Source organism: Pseudomonadaceae bacterium SI-3 (assembly GCA_004010935.1).
GTDB lineage: Bacteria > Pseudomonadota > Gammaproteobacteria > Pseudomonadales > Pseudomonadaceae > Stutzerimonas.
Window position 1 is genome coordinate 2,361,860 of sequence record CP026511.1, and the last position, 17,384, is coordinate 2,379,243.

The following is a 17,384-nucleotide window of genomic DNA, read 5'->3' on the forward strand; positions in this document are numbered from 1 at the left end:
TCAGGATAGGATTGAATTTTGAATTTATTGACATATCTCGTTGAAGGTCATAGAGTCTTCCCTGACATTTTGCAGGGAATTCCATGACTGGACAGCGCATTGGGTATATCAGGGTCAGCACCTTCGACCAGAACCCGGAACGGCAACTGGAAGGCGTCAAGGTTGATCGCGCTTTTAGCGACAAGGCATCCGGCAAGGATGTCAAGCGTCCGCAACTGGAAGCGCTGATAAGCTTCGCCCGCACCGGCGACACCGTGGTGGTGCATAGCATGGATCGCCTGGCGCGCAATCTCGATGATTTGCGCCGGATCGTGCAAACGCTGACACAACGCGGCGTGCATATCGAATTCGTCAAGGAACACCTCAGTTTTACTGGCGAAGACTCTCCGATGGCGAACCTGATGCTCTCGGTGATGGGCGCGTTCGCCGAGTTCGAGCGCGCCCTGATCCGCGAGCGTCAGCGCGAGGGTATTGCGCTCGCCAAGCAACGCGGGGCTTACCGTGGCAGGAAGAAATCCCTGTCGTCTGAGCGTATTGCCGAACTGCGCCAACGTGTCGAGGCTGGCGAGCAAAAGACCAAGCTTGCTCGTGAATTCGGAATCAGTCGCGAAACCCTGTATCAATACTTGAGAACGGATCAGTAAATATGCCACGTCGTTCCATCCTGTCCGCCGCCGAGCGGGAAAGCCTGCTGGCGTTGCCGGACTCCAAGGACGACCTGATCCGACATTACACATTCAACGATACCGACCTCTCGATCATCCGACAGCGGCGCGGGCCAGCCAATCGGCTGGGCTTCGCGGTGCAGCTCTGTTACCTGCGCTTTCCCGGCGTCATCCTGGGCGTCGATGAACTACCGTTCCCGCCCTTGTTGAAGCTGGTCGCCGACCAGCTCAAGGTCGGCGTCGAAAGCTGGAACGAGTACGGCCAGCGGGAGCAGACCCGGCGCGAGCACCTGAGCGAGCTGCAAACCGTGTTCGGTTTCCGGCCCTTCACCATGAGCCATTACCGGCAGGCCGTCCAGATGCTGACCGAGCTGGCGATGCAAACCGACAAAGGCATCGTGCTGGCCAGCGCCTTGATCGGGCACCTGCGGCGGCAGTCGGTCATTCTGCCCGCCCTCAACGCCGTCGAGCGGGCGAGTGCCGAGGCGATCACCCGTGCTAACCGGCGCATCTACGACGCCTTGGCCGAACCACTGGCGGACGCGCATCGCCGCCGCCTCGACGATCTGCTCAAGCGCCGGGACAACGGCAAGACGACCTGGTTGGCTTGGTTGCGCCAGTCTCCGGCCAAGCCAAATTCGCGGCATATGCTGGAACACATCGAACGCCTCAAGGCATGGCAGGCACTCGATCTGCCTACCGGCATCGAGCGGCTGGTTCACCAGAACCGCCTGCTCAAGATTGCCCGCGAGGGCGGCCAGATGACACCCGCCGACCTGGCCAAATTCGAGCCGCAACGGCGCTACGCCACTCTCGTGGCGCTGGCCACCGAGGGCATGGCCACCGTCACCGACGAAATCATCGACCTGCACGACCGCATCCTGGGTAAGCTGTTTAACGCTGCCAAGAATAAGCATCAGCAGCAGTTCCAGGCGTCAGGCAAGGCCATCAACGCCAAGGTACGTCTGTACGGGCGCATCGGTCAGGCGCTGATCGACGCCAAGCAATCAGGCCGCGATGCGTTTGCCGCCATCGAGGCCGTCATGTCCTGGGATTCCTTTGCCGAGAGCGTCACCGAGGCGCAGAAGCTCGCGCAACCCGATGACTTCGATTTCCTGCATCGCATCGGCGAGAGCTACGCCACCCTGCGCCGCTATGCACCGGAATTCCTTGCCGTGCTCAAGCTGCGGGCCGCGCCCGCCGCCAAAAACGTGCTTGATGCCATTGAGGTGCTGCGCGGCATGAACACCGACAACGCCCGCAAGCTGCCAGCCGATGCACCGACCGGCTTCATCAAGCCGCGCTGGCAGAAACTGGTGATGACCGACGCCGGCATCGACCGGCGCTACTACGAACTGTGCGCGCTGTCCGAGTTGAAGAACTCCCTGCGCTCGGGCGACATCTGGGTGCAGGGTTCACGCCAGTTCAAGGACTTCGAGGACTACCTGGTACCGCCCGAGAAGTTCACCAGCCTCAAGCAGTCCAGCGAATTGCCGCTGGCCGTGGCCACCGACTGCGAACAATATCTGCATGAGCGGCTGACGCTGCTGGAAGCACAACTTGCCACCGTCAACCGCATGGCGGCAGCCAACGACCTGCCGGATGCCATCATCACCGAGTCGGGCTTGAAGATCACGCCGCTGGATGCGGCGGTGCCCGACACCGCGCAGGCGCTGATAGACCAGACAGCCCCAGACAGCCATGGTCCTGCCGCACGTCAAGATCACCGAACTGCTGCTCGAAGTCGATGAGTGGACGGGCTTCACCCGGCACTTCACGCACTTGAAATCGGGCGATCTGGCCAAGGACAAGAACCTGTTGTTGACCACGATCCTGGCCGACGCGATCAACCTGGGCCTGACCAAGATGGCCGAGTCCTGCCCCGGCACGACCTACGCGAAGCTCGCTTGGCTGCAAGCCTGGCATACCCGCGACGAAACGTACTCGACAGCGTTGGCTGAACTGGTCAACGCTCAGTTTCGGCATCCCTTTGCCGGGCACTGGGGCGATGGCACCACATCATCATCGGACGGACAGAATTTCCGAACCGCTAGCAAGGCAAAGAGCACGGGGCACATCAACCCAAAATATGGCAGCAGCCCAGGACGGACTTTCTACACCCACATCTCCGACCAATACGCGCCATTCCACACCAAGGTGGTCAATGTCGGCCTGCGCGACTCAACCTACGTGCTCGACGGCCTGCTGTACCACGAATCCGACCTGCGGATCGAGGAGCACTACACCGACACGGCGGGCTTCACCGATCACGTCTTCGCCCTGATGCACCTCTTGGGCTTCCGCTTCGCGCCGCGCATCCGCGACCTGGGCGACACCAAGCTCTACATCCCGAAGGGCGATGCCGCCTATGACGCGCTCAAGCCGATGATCGGCGGCACGCTCAACATCAAGCACGTCCGCGCCCATTGGGACGAAATCCTGCGGCTGGCCACCTCGATCAAGCAGGGCACGGTGACGGCCTCGCTGATGCTCAGGAAACTCGGCAGCTACCCGCGCCAGAACGGCTTGGCCGTCGCGCTGCGCGAGTTGGGCCGCATCGAGCGCACGCTGTTCATCCTCGACTGGCTGCAAAGCGTCGAGCTACGCCGCCGCGTGCATGCCGGGCTGAACAAGGGCGAGGCGCGCAATGCGCTGGCCCGTGCCGTGTTCTTCAACCGCCTTGGTGAAATCCGTGACCGCAGTTTCGAGCAGCAGCGCTACCGGGCCAGCGGCCTCAACCTGGTGACGGCGGCCATCGTGCTGTGGAACACGGTCTACCTGGAGCGTGCGGCGCATGCGTTGCGCGGCAATGGTCATGCCGTCGATGACTCGCTATTGCAGTACCTGTCGCCACTCGGCTGGGAGCACATCAACCTGACCGGTGATTACCTATGGCGCAGCAGCGCCAAGATCGGCGCGGGGAAGTTCAGGCCGCTACGGCCTCTGCAACCGGCTTAGCGTGCTTTATTTTCCGTTTTCTGAGACGACCCCCACTTCACCAAGGTCGCCGACGAGGATGTGAGGGCACTCTATGCCTTCCTCATGACGCGTGAGCCGGTGAGCGCGCCGGCGCAGCGCAATACCCTGCCGTTCCCCTTCAACATCCGCGTCCTGCAAGCCGGCTGGAAGCTGCTGTTTATGGACCAGGGCCGCTATCGGCCGGTCGCCGGCAAGAGCAAAGCATGGAACCGCGGCGCCTATCTCGCCGAGGGCTTGAGCCATTGCGCCGCCTGCCACACGCCACGCAACGTGCTGGGCGCCGAGAAAGCCGCTGACGACAGCTACGCGGGCGCGATGATCGAAGGCTGGTTCGCGCCGGCACTGACGGCTGCCAATACCACACCGCTACCCTGGACCCAAGACGAGCTGTTCACCTACCTGCGCAGCGGAGCGACTGCCCTGCACGGCGTTGCCGCGGGCAAGATGTCGGACGTCGTGCACGACCTGGGCAGGCTTCCCGACGCCGATATCCAGGCAATAGCCGTCTATTTTGCCGACCTCAACGGCTCCTCCGCACTGAAGACAGGCAGCGATGAAGCGCTGGCCAAAGCGCTGGCGACCTCCGCTCTCGGCAGCCGCCTGGAACCCGACGCCGGAGCCGTCCTGTACTGGGCAGCCTGCGGGTCATGCCACTACAAAAGCGCAACGACGCCTCTCAGCGTGCGACCGGAGCTTGCCCTCAACAGTGCGCTCACCGCGGCCACCCCCGACACGTTCATCCATATCGTGATGGCTGGAATAGGTCTGGAAGAAGGCATCCCCAACGTGCTCATGCCGGCTTTCTCGCAGGCGCTGAACGATGGCGCTGGATTACTGTGCGATCCGCCATGGCAGCATTTTCTACCGGTACCAGTGTGGACAACGGATGCTCCGAAATAACGAACCCCCCAGGGTGCTGAGACAGATGACGAGGAAACCCAACAAGGAGGTCAGTTAGGATGAGCACCATCCGGATGGTCTGATTGTCTGGGTCAAAGCCCGCTTCTCGAAGCCTTTCCGGTGGCGGCATCTGATCGCTCCAGGCACCGCAGCATTTTGCTAACGCATCCACCTGGTCAGGCGGAAGGCCAATCGCCTTGCCGATATCTCTGATAGCGCCCGCAAAATGGTAGGTCGAGGCTACGCAGGTCAGCGCTGCACGCTCCCGTCCGTAGCGATTCCTGATAATTTTTTCTAGCGCTCGACGTCAGGCGCACGCGCCCTTTTTCGAAAATCCGCACTGCCTCAGGTCGACTAGCTGAAGCCAATAGAAAGGCCAGCCTCACCAGGGCCCCGGTATTCCAAAAAATCGTATGGACGGTCGGCGATCAGCAGGCCAGAGCCGGCATTGCATCGAGCATCTGGTTCGAAGGCCTTCGTTCCGGATTACTCCGGCGGTAGTAAGACCAATCGCCACGGGGTCGGGAAAAATTCCCGGCAGCACCGGGAATTTTTCCCTATCGGCGGTGCGCGGAAGCTCTCGATAATCAGTTCTGGCAGTTTGCCAGCCGACATCGGCCAGCATGGAGAGTCGCCCGCAAACCCGCCCCGGCACGATCCGCCAAACAAGAACAAGGAATGCCCATGCAATATCAGATCTGCCGCAGCTGGACGCCCCGTCGCACGCTGCTTTCGCTCGCCGTTGCCGGCTTGTTGCCTGGTTTCGCCCAGGCTGAGGAGCCACTCGAGCTCAAGAGTGATGAGGTTGTCGCCACGACTCCGCTGCCCGGCATCGATCTGCCGAAGGATCGGGTTCCGGCCAACATTCAAACCCTGGACGACGAGCGCCTGCGCAAGCTGGGAGGGCAGTCTCTGGCAGAAAAACTGCAGCGCGGTCTGCCGAGCGTCAACCTCAACGAGACCCAGGGCAACCCCTATCAGGCAGACCTGAATTACCGGGGCTTCACCGCTTCGCCGCTACTGGGCACGGCCCAAGGCCTATCGGTGTTTCTCGACGGCGTGCGCATCAATGAAGCGTTCGGCGACGTGGTGCACTGGGACCTTATTCCCCAGACCGCCATCGCTGGGGCGGCTCTGGTGCCTGGCTCCAACCCACTGTACGGCCTCAACACACTCGGCGGCGCCCTGGCGCTGGAAACCAAGCGGGGCGACACTCATCCTGGCGGCGCGGCGCAACTCTACGGCGGCTCCTTTGGCCGCTACGGTGGCTCAGTGGAGCATGGCGGCCAACATGAGGAGTTTTCCTGGTACTTGGCGGCCGAAGGGATGGATGAAGACGGCTGGCGCGACCATTCGCCGTCTGAGGTAGGCCAGCTGTTCGGCAAATTCGCCTGGACCACAGACAGCACGGACCTGGCCCTGACGCTGGCTCATGCTGACAACGATCTGATTGGTAACGGACTGATCCCCGAAAGCATGCATGAGCAGGACCGCGACGCGATTTTTACCTATCCCGACCAGACTGAGAACCGTAGCCACCTAATGGCGTTTTCCGGCAGTCACTGGCTGAGCGATAGCGACCGGCTGTCCGGCACCGTCTATTTGCGGCGCACCCGCACAGCGACCCTTAACGGTGACGGAAACGATGAGTACGAAGACGAATATGAAGAGTGGGAAGACGACGGCTTCCTGGCCGGCGAGGGTCCGGAAACCGGCGTGCTGAACCGCACCCGTACTAGCCAGCGCGCCTACGGCCTGGCCCTGCAGTGGTCCCGTCATGCCGGGGCCCACCAGTTCGCCTTTGGCCTGTCCCACGACAACACCCGCGCCAGCTTTCACCAGAGCGAGCAAGGCGGTGAGCTGACCGATAAGCGCGGCATTCTTGCCACCGAGGCCGAAGACCCAGCCAATAGCCTGTTGGGTCGCACCCGCACTTCCAGTCTCTACGCCACCGACACATGGTCGCTAACCGACGCGCTGCAGCTGACCGGCTCGCTACGCTACAACCGCACCCGGGTAGTCAACACCGATCGCATGGGAGATGACCTCAATGGCGATTTCACCTATCGCAAGCTGAACCCGGCGCTGGGGTTCGCCTGGCAGTTACAGCCCGCGGTGACCCTCTACGGAGGTTACTCCCAAGGCAATCGGGCGCCGACGCCGATCGAACTGGGTTGTGCCGATCCGGAAAATCCCTGCAGCCTGCCCAACGCCATGGCCGCCGATCCATTCCTGGAACAGGTCGTCACTCGCACCCTGGAATTTGGCGTGCGCGGCCAGCTGGCCAGCGGCACCGAATGGAACGTCACGGCCTTCCGCAGCCTTAACCACGATGATCTGCTGTTCGTCGGAACCGGTGGTAGCAAGGGTTACTTCACCAACTTCGGCCGCACAAGGCGCCAAGGTATCGAGCTGGGCCTGGCCGGCGAGCAAGGGCCGGTCGATTGGCGGGTGGATTACACCTACTTGCACGCCACGTTACAGTCCTCTGCATGCATCCTGGCCGAGAACAACAGCACCGAGGGCGAGGGCGGCTGCCCGGATGACGAGATTCACATCTCCCGTGGCGACTACCTGCCAGGGTTGCCGAAACACAACCTCAAGCTCGGCTTGGACTGGAATCTGAACGATCGGCTTCGTATCGGTACAACTGTGCTGGCGTATTCCGAGCAGTATGTGCGGGGCAATGAGAACAATCGTCATCAGTCCAACGACGAGGTCGAGGGCAGCGGCACACTGCCGGGTTATGCGGTGGTCAATCTGAGTGCCGATTACCGCTTCGCTCGTGACTGGACTCTGTTCGGTCGGGTCGACAACCTGTTCGACAAGCGCTATGCCACGAGCGGCGCCTTGGCCGAAAACCCTTTCGTAGGCGCTGGCAATGCCTTCGAAACCGACCCGGAGGAGTGGCGCCACGAGCAGTTCATCGCGCCCGGTGCGCCGCGTGCTGGCTGGTTGGGCGTACGTTACGTTTGGGATGCGTTGTAAGCGTAAAAAACGACGGCACAGGGAGGTGCGTGTCGACGATAAAATCATTGGCCGGACCTCTCAGCAGTCGCGGAGAGGTCAGCCAGATCTCGGTTCAAGCTGCAACACAACGTGCGAAAGGACATCCAGCGCCGGATAGACGTTGGGGCAGGGATGGCGAAAGGAACCCGGCAATCCTTCGTTGAGTATGCATTTCAGGCCGGACGGTCCGTCGTCCAGGCCGAGCCTCATATCACTCGATCCAGTAGCAACGCTCGCGACTGCGCATCCAATGCAAGAAATACCATCAGCGCGGCATAGGCATCGTTGGCGGCATAACGCTGCTGCGCTTCGGCCAGATTTTTGTTAGCCCAGTTGGAAGTCGACACGCTGCGTGACTTGCTTATACCGGCACCCAGTACCGCCGCCACCGCACCGCGAAGCCCGACCTGACCCTTCTTGCCGTGATATCTCAGCGCCGAACCAAGATCGACGCTGTGCCGCAATTCGATCCCCAACCGGGTGCGTAGACGGCTGCGATCGGACGCCAGACCGAATCCGACTTTCAATACTTGGTCCGTCTCCAGCACCCGCTTAGCGGCCTCGACGCAACCGGGTATTCCGATCTGAAAAAGATAGGCTTTTGTTGGCGTTGCGAACTGAATGAGGTGAGGCCCGCTGGACAGCTCGCCTACTGTGAAGGTGGGTTTGGATTCGGTATCGAACCCGATCTGTGCAAAGGTCAGGATGTCGTCGACGGCCTGGGCGAATTCCTCGGGCGTCGACGGCGTGACGATACGGTCGAGGGCGAGACCGTCGAAGCGGGGCAGGCGCTCGAGGTCGGTCAACTGGGGAATGCGGATATCGATAGGGCCTCCACTTCAAGCCGCTGAATCGTCGCCCCTGGGAACGGGCGCGCACCTGCCATTAAAGCGCATGGCGCGCTGGTTCGATGCACCCGTCGTATTACTTCTCCCAGTCCACTGGGCAATCGAAGCAACCGTCCATATTGCTGCCTTGAAAGGTTGCATAGTGTCGGCGTGCGCCAGTCAGGGTCGCGTTGCCGAGATTGGCATCGTTGAGCTTGCCTTCCTGCAAATTAGCGTCGGTCAGATTCGCATGGTCGAGGTCGGCCTTGCTTAGCCAGGTCATTTCCAGGTTGGCGGCGGTGAGGTTGGCACCATGCAACTTCGCACCGCTCAAACGAGCGAATTCGAGATTGGCCGCAGTCAGGTTGGCCCCATTGAATCGCGCGGCCTGCGCGAACAGTCCCCAACCCTGAATGGCCACCAATTGCGCATCGGTGAAGTTCGCCAGACGCAGGTTGGCTTGTTGAAGACTGGCGCGGGTGAGGGTGGCGCCGGTCAAGTTGGCCTTCTCCAGATTGGCCAGGTCGAGATTGGCATGCCTCAGGTTGGCCCCGGTGAGATCGGCGCCGGTCAGATCCATCTTGCGCATGTCCTGGTTGCTCAGGTCGGCGCCGCGAAGATCGGCGTTGGCACATTTGCTTTCTGGCTGGATGACACAGCCATTGATGGTGGGCGGCTGGTCGTCAGCGTGCAGCGGCGCGCTGAGGATCACTGCGATGGGCAGCAGATAGCGGGATATGTTCATGGCGGTTCCCATGTTCGATAGGTGAAGAAAGAGCAGCCGGCTCAGGCGAGGACCGTCAGGCCAGGAGAGCGCCAACTCTGTAGGCCAATCCAGTTCATGTCCCGCCAGCTGTTCCGTGTGCGGCTGTGCTCGCTCATCGAGCACAGCCGGCGTCTTATCGTTTGGCGGTCTGGTTTTCCCAACTAGGGATTCGAAACGCCCAGAACGAGCCGCCTTGAGCAACCGGCTTGGTCAGCACAGCCATGTCGCCGCCCCACAGCGGCACAGCGCCGCCGTAGCCAACGGTCACGCCAATGAACTGCTCGCCGTCCTGTTCCCAGGTGATCGGCGGCGCGATGATTCCGCTACCGGTCTGGAATTTCCAGAGCTCCTCGCCGGTTTTCGCGTTGAAGGCCTTCAGGTAGCCATCACCTGTACCGGTGAACACTAGGTTGCCCTTGGTGGCGAGGACGCCGGCCCAGAGCGGCAGCGGTTCCTTGTGCTCCCAGGCGACCTTGCCGGTGGTGGGGTCCATGGCACGCAGAATCCCGACGTGATCGTCATACATGCGCTTGATGCGGAAGCCTTGGCCGAGGTAAGCGTTGCCTTTCTTGTAGCTGACCTCCTCGGTCCAGTAGTCCTCTTTCCAATGGTTGGCGGGAACGTAGAACAGGCCAGTATCCTGGCTGTAAGCCATGGGGTTCCAGTTCTTGCCGCCGAGGAAGGGCGGTGAGACTTCCACTGATTTGCCGTGCGCCTCGCCGGGCTCAGGCTTCGGCGGGCGCTGGCCCTCGTTCTCCACCGGCCGCCCGGTCTTCAGGTCGATGTGGCTGGCCCAGGTGATGTTGTCGACGAAGGGGAAGGCGTTCTGCAGTTTGCCGTCCTCGCGGTTGACCACATAGAAAAAGCCGTTGCGGTCGGCGTGGGCCGTGGCTTTGACGGTCTTGCCATCTTTGTTCTTGTAATCGAACAGGACCAGCTCATTGTTGCCGGAGAAGTCCCAGGCATCGTTCGGTGTGTGCTGGTAGAACCACTTCACTTCGCCAGTGGTGGCGTCGACGCCAACCTGCCCAGAGGTATAGAGGCTGTCGTAATCCTTCGGATCTCCGCCATCGGCGGTGCGTGCCCAGCCGTTCCAGGGCGCCGGATTGCCCGCGCCGACGATGATGGTATTGGTTTCGGCGTCGAAGCTCGCGCTCTGCCACGGAGCGCCGCCGCCCTGGCTCCAGGCTTCCTTCTTGCCGGTGGGTGAGTTCGGGTCATCCGGCCAGGAGGGCGCCTTGATGTCGCCGGTCGGCGTGCTCTCCTTGCCGTTCAGTCGGCCAACGTGACCTTCGACGAAGGGCCGCATCCAGACTTCTTCACCCGTGTCCGGATCGCGTGCGAACAACTTGCCGACAACGCCGAATTCATCGCCGGAGCTGCCGTGGATTAGCAAAACCTTCCCGCTCTTCTGATCCTTGATCAGGGTGGGCGCGCCGGTCATCGTGTAACCCGCGCCGTGCTCGCCGAATTTCTTCTTCCAGACGACCTTGCCGGTGTCCTTGTTCAGCGCCACCACCTGAGCGTCGAGGGTGCCGAAGTAAATCTTGTCGCCGTAGATAGCAGCGCCGCGGTTGACCACGTCGCAGCAAGGGCGTTCTGCTTTATCCCGAAGGCATGATCAAGCTCAACGAAAGTGCCGCGGCGGTACTGGCTGAAGTTGATGGGGCTCGCACCGTCGGCGCCATCGTCGCCGATCTGCAGGCGCGCTTCCCGGATGCAGAAGGGATTGAGGAAGATATCGTCGCGTTTCTGGAGGTGGCCGTTGAACGGTTCTGGATCGAGCTTCGCTAAGCCCGGCTTTGAGCCCGGTCCGCCGCTGTGGCTGCTGGCGGAGCTGACTTATCGTTGCCCGCTGCAATGCCCGTACTGCTCGAACCCGCTGGATTTCGCCCGCAGCAAGGACGAGCTGAGCACTGCCGAGTGGATCGAGGTGTTCCGACAGGCCCGCGAGATGGGCGCGGCGCAACTGGGCTTTTCCGGCGGTGAGCCGCTGGTCCGGCAAGATCTGGCCGAGCTGATCAAAGCGGCGCGAGACCTCGGCTATTACACCAATCTGATCACCTCGGGCATCGGCCTGACCGAAGAGAAGATCGCTTCGTTCGCCGACGCCGGGCTCGACCACATCCAGATCAGCTTTCAGGCCGCCGATGAGGAGGTGAACAACCTGCTCGCCGGCTCGAAGAAGGCTTTCGCGCAGAAGCTCGCCATGGCACGAGCGGTAAAAGCGCATGGCTATCCGATGGTGCTGAACTTCGTTACCCACCGGCACAACATCGACAACATCGAGCGCATCATCCAGCTGTGTCTGGAATTGGAAGCCGACTTCGTGGAGCTCGCCATCTGTCAGTTCTATGGCTGGGCCGAACTCAATCGCGCCGGGCTGCTACCAAGCAAGGATCAGTTGGTGCGTGCCGAGCGCATCACCAACCAGTGGCGCGGCAAACTCGCCGCCGAAAACCATCCCTGCAAGCTGATCTTCGTCACGCCCGATTATTACGAAGAGCGTCCCAAGGGCTGCATGAACGGCTGGGGCAACCTGTTTCTCGACATCACACCGGACGGCACAGCGCTACCTTGTCACAGCGCGCGTCAACTGCCGATCAGCTTCCCTAACGTTCGCGAGCAGAGCATCGAGCAGATCTGGAAGCATTCTTTTGGCTTCAACAAGTTTCGCGGTTTCGATTGGATGCCCGAGCCTTGCCAATCCTGCGGCGAGAAGGAAAAGGACTTCGGCGGCTGCCGCTGCCAGGCTTTCATGCTCACTGGCGATGCGGCCAATGCCGATCCGGTGTGCAGCAAGTCTGCGCACCACGACAAGATTCTTGCCGCCCGCACCGAGGCCGAAGAAGCGCCACGCGGGCTTGATGAGCTGACCTTTCGTAACGAGAAGGCATCGAAGCTGATCCTCAGGGTATAAGGTCATCGATCGACGCCTAACCGACTGGAACCGTTTGGATGACCAAGACCGCAATCCCCTATGGCTTCTGGCCCAGCGACTGGACTGCCGAAGATGCCGCCTCTGCAAGTTGTGACTTTGCCGAGCTTCGCGCTGGCCATGGGGGCGTGTTCTGGGTTCAGTACGATCCGGCCGATGTGCGTTCCACGTTGTGGTATTGGCACGCTCGCGGCTTGCGTAGCCTCACGCCGCCCGGGTTCTCGCTTCGCAGCCGTGTATACGAATACGGCGGCGGTGCCTTCTGCCTGACCGACGCCGGGGTTGCGTTCGTCAACGAGCAGGATCAGCAAATCTACCTGCAGGGCCTATCTACGGACGCAGCGACGCCGCCCATCGCGCTGACCGATGACGACGCTTGCCGGTACGGTGATCTGCAGTTCGACACGCGCCAGCGGGCCATTCTCGCCGTGGAAGAAACCGCCGAAGAAGCTCGCTCAGAGCATCGTCTGGTCAGCGTTTCGCTGGTTGATGGCAGCCGAAGCGTACTTATCGAGGGGAGCGACTTTTACTCGTCACCGACCTTGGATGCGACAGGCCAACGTCTTGCCTGGATCGAGTGGCAACGCCCCGAACAACCTTGGACGTCCACCAGCCTCTGGATTGCCGAACGTACCGAAAATGATCGCTGGGGAGCGCCGCGGTGCCTGGCCGGCGCAGCGGGAAATGAGTCGCTGCAACAGCCGCGCTTCGCTCCGGATGGCGCCTTGTATTGCCTGACTGACCGCGAAGGCTGGTGGCAGCCTTGGAGAATGCAGGACGACAGCCTTGTTCCGGTAACCGGCGCGGCTGCGGCTGGGTGTGATCATGCCCCGGCGCCCTGGCAGCTGGGAACGGTGAGCTATCTACCCTCGGCGGACGGCGCTTTGCTGTTGACACGCATAATGGATGGCTACGGACTGTTGTTCGAACAAGACAGCCAAGGTAATGAACGCCAGCTGGCGATGGAATTCAGCCGTTGCCGCCAACTTGCTGCCGGCGAGCGACACTTTTACTGCATAGCAGGCTCGTCGGGCCTGACGCCTGCCGTGTTAGCAATCGACAGGGTTACCAGCTGCATCGAAATGCTCGCCGGAGGCGAACAGCCTTTGGCGGCCGATCAGTTGTCGTGCCCCCAGGCGTTCAGTTTCGCTACCGGGCAAGGCGAGGTGGCGCACGCATTTTTCTACCCGCCGAGCAATGCACAGTGCCAAGGTCCTTCACAAGAACAGCCATCGCTCGTGGTGTTCATGCATGGCGGGCCTACGTCCGCCAGCTACCCGGTCTTCGATCCGCGCATCCAATATTGGACTCAGCGCGGTTTCGCCGTGGCTGATATCAACTACCGCGGCAGCAGCGGTTTCGGGCGTGCTTATCGTCAGCAGTTGCGAGGCGAATGGGGTGTGATCGAAGTGGAAGACGCCTGCGCCGCGGTACAGGCGCTCGCCACGAACGGCCAGATCGATCCGACGCGAACGTTCATCCGGGGTTCGAGCGCGGGCGGTTACAGCGCGCTCTGCGCACTGGCTGCTAATGCTGATTTTAGCGGCGGTGCCAGCCTCTACGGCGTCAGTGATCCGTTGGCGTTGCGCCGGGTTACGCACAAGTTTGAAGCCGATTATCTGGATTGGCTGATAGGCGATCCAGAGCTCTACGCCGAGCGCTACCGGCAGCGGACGCCGTTACTCAATGCGGGGCTGATTCGGGTGCCGGTGGTCTTCTTTCAAGGCGGGCAAGACGCGGTGGTGCTACCCGAGCAGACCGAGTCCATGGTTGCCGCTCTGCGCGAACGAGGCGTGACAGTCGAATATTGTTTTTATCCAGAAGAGCGCCACGGCTTCCGGCAGGCGACCAACCTGGCCGATGCGCTGGAGCGGGAATGTCGCTTCTATCCGGAGCTTCTTCGCTGAGCCGGCTGGCATTCATGGCCGTATGCACCGTTGTGGATTGCTTTGATCGTAGAAAACAGTAGGCTTGGCGAACGTAACAAAATAATAACTATAGGCCGTTGTATGAGCCCCAATCTTAGTCTGCAGCGCAAATTCGTTTCCCCCGAGATCGTGTTTGGTGCGGGTTGTCGGCACAGTGCTGGCAACTACGCGAAGAACTTTGGCGCACGCAAGGTGCTGCTGGTTTCCGACCCAGGTGTGGTTGCCGCAGGGTGGATCGGCGACGTCCAGGCAAGCCTGACCCGCCAGGACATTGACTACCATCTGTTTACCCAGGTCTCGGCCAATCCTCGTTCCGAGGAAGTGATGCTGGGCGCTGAGGTCTATCGCAACGAAGGCTGCAACGTCATCGTCGCGGTAGGCGGTGGCAGCCCGATGGACTGCGCCAAGGGCATCGGTATTGCGGTCGCACATGGTCGCAACATCATTGAATTCGAAGGCGTCGACACGCTGCGCGTGCCGAGCCCGCCGCTGATTCTGATCCCAACCACGGCCGGCACCTCCGCAGATGTTTCGCAGTTCGTGATCATCTCCAACCAGACCGAGCGGATGAAGTTTTCCATCGTCAGCAAGGGCGCCGTACCCGATGTGTCGCTGATCGATCCGGAAACGACCCTCAGCATGGATCCGTTCCTCTCGGCCTGTACCGGCATTGATGCGCTGGTGCATGCCATCGAAGCCTTCGTCTCGACCGGCAACGGGCCGCTGACCGACCCGCACGCATTGGAAGCGATGCGCCTCATCAATGGTCATCTAGTGCAGATGATCGCCAATCCGGCAGATATCGAGCTGCGCGAGAAAATCATGCTCGGCAGCATGCAGGCCGGGCTGGCGTTTTCCAATGCGATTCTCGGTGCAGTGCATGCGATGTCCCATAGCCTTGGCGGCTATCTCGACCTCCCGCATGGCTTGTGCAACGCAGTGTTGGTCGAGCATGTAGTGGCGTTCAATTACAGCGCTGCGCCCGAGCGTTTCAAAATTGTGGCGCAAACATTCGGCATCGATACGCGCGGCATGACCCATGCGCAGATTCGCGATGGTCTGGTCGCTCATCTGGTTCAGCTCAAGCAAGCCATTGGTTTCAACGAAACGCTGGGGTTGCATGGCGTGAATCTTTCGGACATCCCTTTCCTGTCGCGGCACGCTATGCAGGACCCCTGCATCCTGACCAATCCTCGCTCGTCGACCCAGCGCGACGTCGAAGTGGTATATGCCGAAGCACTCTGAGCAGGACGACGCTCTCGCTGGCCTGCTTGGGCTTGGCACGCATTCGGCTCGTAAAAGTCACTATCCAGAACTGGTTGCGCGCCTCGAAGAGCTGGAAGCCGAGCGCAATCGCTACAAATGGCTGTTCGAACATGCAGTGCATGGCATCTTTCAAGCCAGCCTGCAGGAAGGCATCCGCGCGGCCAATCCCGCATTGGCAGGTATGCTCGGCTACGACAGCCCCTCGGACGCGCTCTGGGGGCTAACCGATCTATCGCATCATCTATTCGTCGGCGGTGAGGAAGAGCTGAACCGCATCCGCCGCATTCTTAGTGATCAACGGGGCCTGTTTGGCTATGAGACCCGCTTGCGTCGCAAGGACGGTAGCGCGATCGACGTAATAATGAACTTGCTGCTCAAACCGGATGAAGATGGTTTGGTCGAGGGTTTCGTTGCCGATATCACCGAGCGCAAATTGGCTCAGCTGCGGTTGCTGCAGCTCAACGAGCAGTTGGAACAGCGCGTCGCCGAACGAACTGTCGAACTGCGCAAGGCCCGTGATGCAGCCGAGGCGGCCAACCAAAGCAAGGACAAGTATCTAGCGGCGGCCAGCCACGATCTGTTGCAGCCGCTCAACGCGGCGCGCCTGTTGATATCGACCTTGCGCGAGCGGAGTTTGCCCGGCGCGGAACGGAATCTCGTCGAGCGAGCGCATCAGGCGCTGGAAGGTGCGGAAGATTTACTCACCGACTTGCTGGACATTTCCAAGCTCGATCAACGAGCGATCAAGCCGGACATCGAGGTGTACCGTCTGGATGAAGTGCTGCTGCCGCTGGTTTCCGAATTCCAATCGGTGGCGGAATCGGAAGGTCTTGGCTTCGACCATTACATCCCGGCGTATGCGCTGCGCACCGGCTGCGGCATCGAGGCGGATCAGATGCAGTCAATCTTTCTGGAATTCAACCAACTGGGCGTTCAGCGCGCCGCTGAACGCGCGGGGGTCGGCCTGGGACTAGCCATCGTCGACCGGATCGCCACCATGCTCGACTACCACATACATGTTCGCTCGCAGCCGGGTCGCGGCTCGGTATTCAGCATTGACGTGCCCCTGGTCGCGGTGCCGTGGGAATCAGTCAGCGAAGCGCCTTTGATGATGCCAATGATGGGCGATCCGCTGCCAGGGCGCCGATTGTTGGTACTGGATAACGATCTGAGCATTTTGCACAGCATGGCCGCGCTACTCGGGCAATGGGGTTGCGAGGTGCTAGTCGCCTCCGACGAGGCGGCTGCTCTGGCGGCTCTGAATGAGCTGCCGCCCGAGTTGATTCTTGCCGACTACCATTTGGATCAGGGTGCGACCGGCTGGAACGTGGCGCAGGCCTTGCGGGTACATTTCGGCGTCCCGATCCCGGTGGTGATGATTACCGCTGACCGCAGCGACCAGTGCCGCCGTCAACTGCAAGGCGTCGGAGTCCCGGTGCTGAACAAACCGGTCAAAGCTGGAAAGCTGCGGTCGATCCTAAGCTACCTGCTGTATCGTAATGAGCAATCACGCTAAACGGCGTAAGCCAGTTTTGAGCGCCGTTGACCTATTCAGTTGTGGTCATCGTCCTTGAAGCGGGAGATCGAATGGGTTCATGGCTGAGTAATCTACCAACCTGAGCGCCACGCGAAGGTGATCTGTGCAGTCGCTAGAAAAGATCTTAGACGTCATGACAGAACTTAGTGGCTTTATCGGCCGGCATAGCGCCAATCCGGTCATTTGTCATCCTCCCGTAGGCTGCAAACAATCCTATCGATCGAACGCAGTGGTCCAGTGCGGTATGGTGCAATCGGGCGACCGCTATCGTTTCGACCAGTTTCAGGGCTACGACCGCAACCGCACCCCGGGGCGACTATTTCGACACTCACGCCGAGCGCCTCTCCTGGTCACATCAATTACACAAGAACCTTTCCGTCTTCTTTTTTCGGTACCGCGTACCGATTCTTCGTCGCTCCCGATACTGCTCGCATAGTCATGGATGAGCCTTTAGTGAAGTGATCCTGCTCGCGCAGCTATGGTGGTGGTGCCTCGTTCGTGTATAGCAGCCCGCGATCGCGTGTGACTAATCGTTAGGCCACTTTCGGGCCAGAAGCGGACGCTCTCAT

10 protein-coding genes and 3 pseudogenes are annotated in these 17,384 nt (G+C 60.9%); 9 read left to right on the top strand and 4 right to left on the bottom strand.

What is annotated here, in order from left to right:
- Positions 1–83: 83 nt before the first annotated feature.
- The 3 genes and pseudogenes from C1896_11160 (at position 84) to C1896_11170 (ending at position 4,544) form a co-directional block, all read left to right on the top strand.
- Complete coding sequence (locus C1896_11160; GenBank protein AZZ45412.1) at positions 84–644, top strand: DNA resolvase; 561 nt, start codon at positions 84–86, stop codon at positions 642–644.
- A 2-nt stretch (positions 645–646) separates the two neighbouring features.
- Positions 647–3,623: pseudogene (locus C1896_11165) on the top strand (Tn3-like element TnAs3 family transposase).
- Positions 3,624–3,707: 84 nt separating this feature from the next.
- Positions 3,708–4,544, top strand: a complete 837-nt coding sequence (locus C1896_11170; protein AZZ45413.1) for a hypothetical protein — start codon at positions 3,708–3,710, stop codon at positions 4,542–4,544.
- Here C1896_11170 and C1896_11175 read toward each other — a convergent pair.
- Positions 4,435–4,833, bottom strand: coding sequence for a hypothetical protein (locus tag C1896_11175; protein AZZ45414.1), 399 nt, complete (start codon positions 4,831–4,833; stop codon positions 4,435–4,437). The two genes, C1896_11170 and C1896_11175, sit on opposite strands and share 110 nt — an antisense overlap.
- Positions 4,834–5,228: 395 nt before the next feature.
- Between C1896_11175 and C1896_11180 the strand changes: the two genes are divergently transcribed.
- The gene (locus tag C1896_11180; GenBank protein ID AZZ45415.1) at positions 5,229–7,532 is read left to right on the top strand and encodes a TonB-dependent receptor; all 2,304 of its coding nucleotides are present in this window, start codon (positions 5,229–5,231) and stop codon (positions 7,530–7,532) included.
- A 227-nt stretch (positions 7,533–7,759) separates the two neighbouring features.
- On the opposite strand, the gene C1896_11185 is transcribed toward C1896_11180, so the two are convergent.
- From C1896_11185 to C1896_11195, 3 genes and pseudogenes are all read right to left on the bottom strand, one after another.
- Positions 7,760–8,380, bottom strand: a complete 621-nt coding sequence (locus C1896_11185; protein AZZ45416.1) for a 3'-5' exonuclease — start codon at positions 8,378–8,380, stop codon at positions 7,760–7,762.
- 97 nt (positions 8,381–8,477) lie between these two features.
- Positions 8,478–9,125: a hypothetical protein gene (locus C1896_11190; protein ID AZZ47628.1), complete on the bottom strand. Its 648-nt coding sequence runs from the start codon at positions 9,123–9,125 to the stop codon at positions 8,478–8,480.
- A gap of 154 nt (positions 9,126–9,279) precedes the next feature.
- Positions 9,280–10,743, bottom strand: a pseudogene (locus C1896_11195) (PQQ-dependent dehydrogenase, methanol/ethanol family).
- Between C1896_11195 and pqqD the strand changes: the two are divergent.
- From pqqD to C1896_11220, 5 genes and pseudogenes are all read left to right on the top strand, one after another.
- A pseudogene (pqqD, locus tag C1896_11200) lies at positions 10,743–10,940 on the top strand (pyrroloquinoline quinone biosynthesis peptide chaperone PqqD). The pseudogenes C1896_11195 and pqqD overlap by 1 nt on opposite strands.
- The gene (gene pqqE, locus C1896_11205) at positions 10,912–12,066 is read left to right on the top strand and encodes a pyrroloquinoline quinone biosynthesis protein PqqE (protein ID AZZ45417.1); all 1,155 of its coding nucleotides are present in this window, start codon (positions 10,912–10,914) and stop codon (positions 12,064–12,066) included. Before pqqD ends, pqqE begins: the two are co-directional and overlap by 29 nt.
- Before the next feature lie 38 nt (positions 12,067–12,104).
- Entirely contained in the window at positions 12,105–13,991 is a 1,887-nt protein-coding gene (locus C1896_11210) for a S9 family peptidase (GenBank protein ID AZZ45418.1), read from the top strand.
- 102 nt (positions 13,992–14,093) lie between these two features.
- The gene (locus C1896_11215) at positions 14,094–15,257 is read left to right on the top strand and encodes an alcohol dehydrogenase (GenBank protein ID AZZ45419.1); all 1,164 of its coding nucleotides are present in this window, start codon (positions 14,094–14,096) and stop codon (positions 15,255–15,257) included.
- Positions 15,241–16,794: a hybrid sensor histidine kinase/response regulator gene (locus C1896_11220; GenBank protein ID AZZ45420.1), complete on the top strand. Its 1,554-nt coding sequence runs from the start codon at positions 15,241–15,243 to the stop codon at positions 16,792–16,794. Before C1896_11215 ends, C1896_11220 begins: the two co-directional genes overlap by 17 nt.
- Positions 16,795–17,384 lie beyond the last annotated feature (590 nt).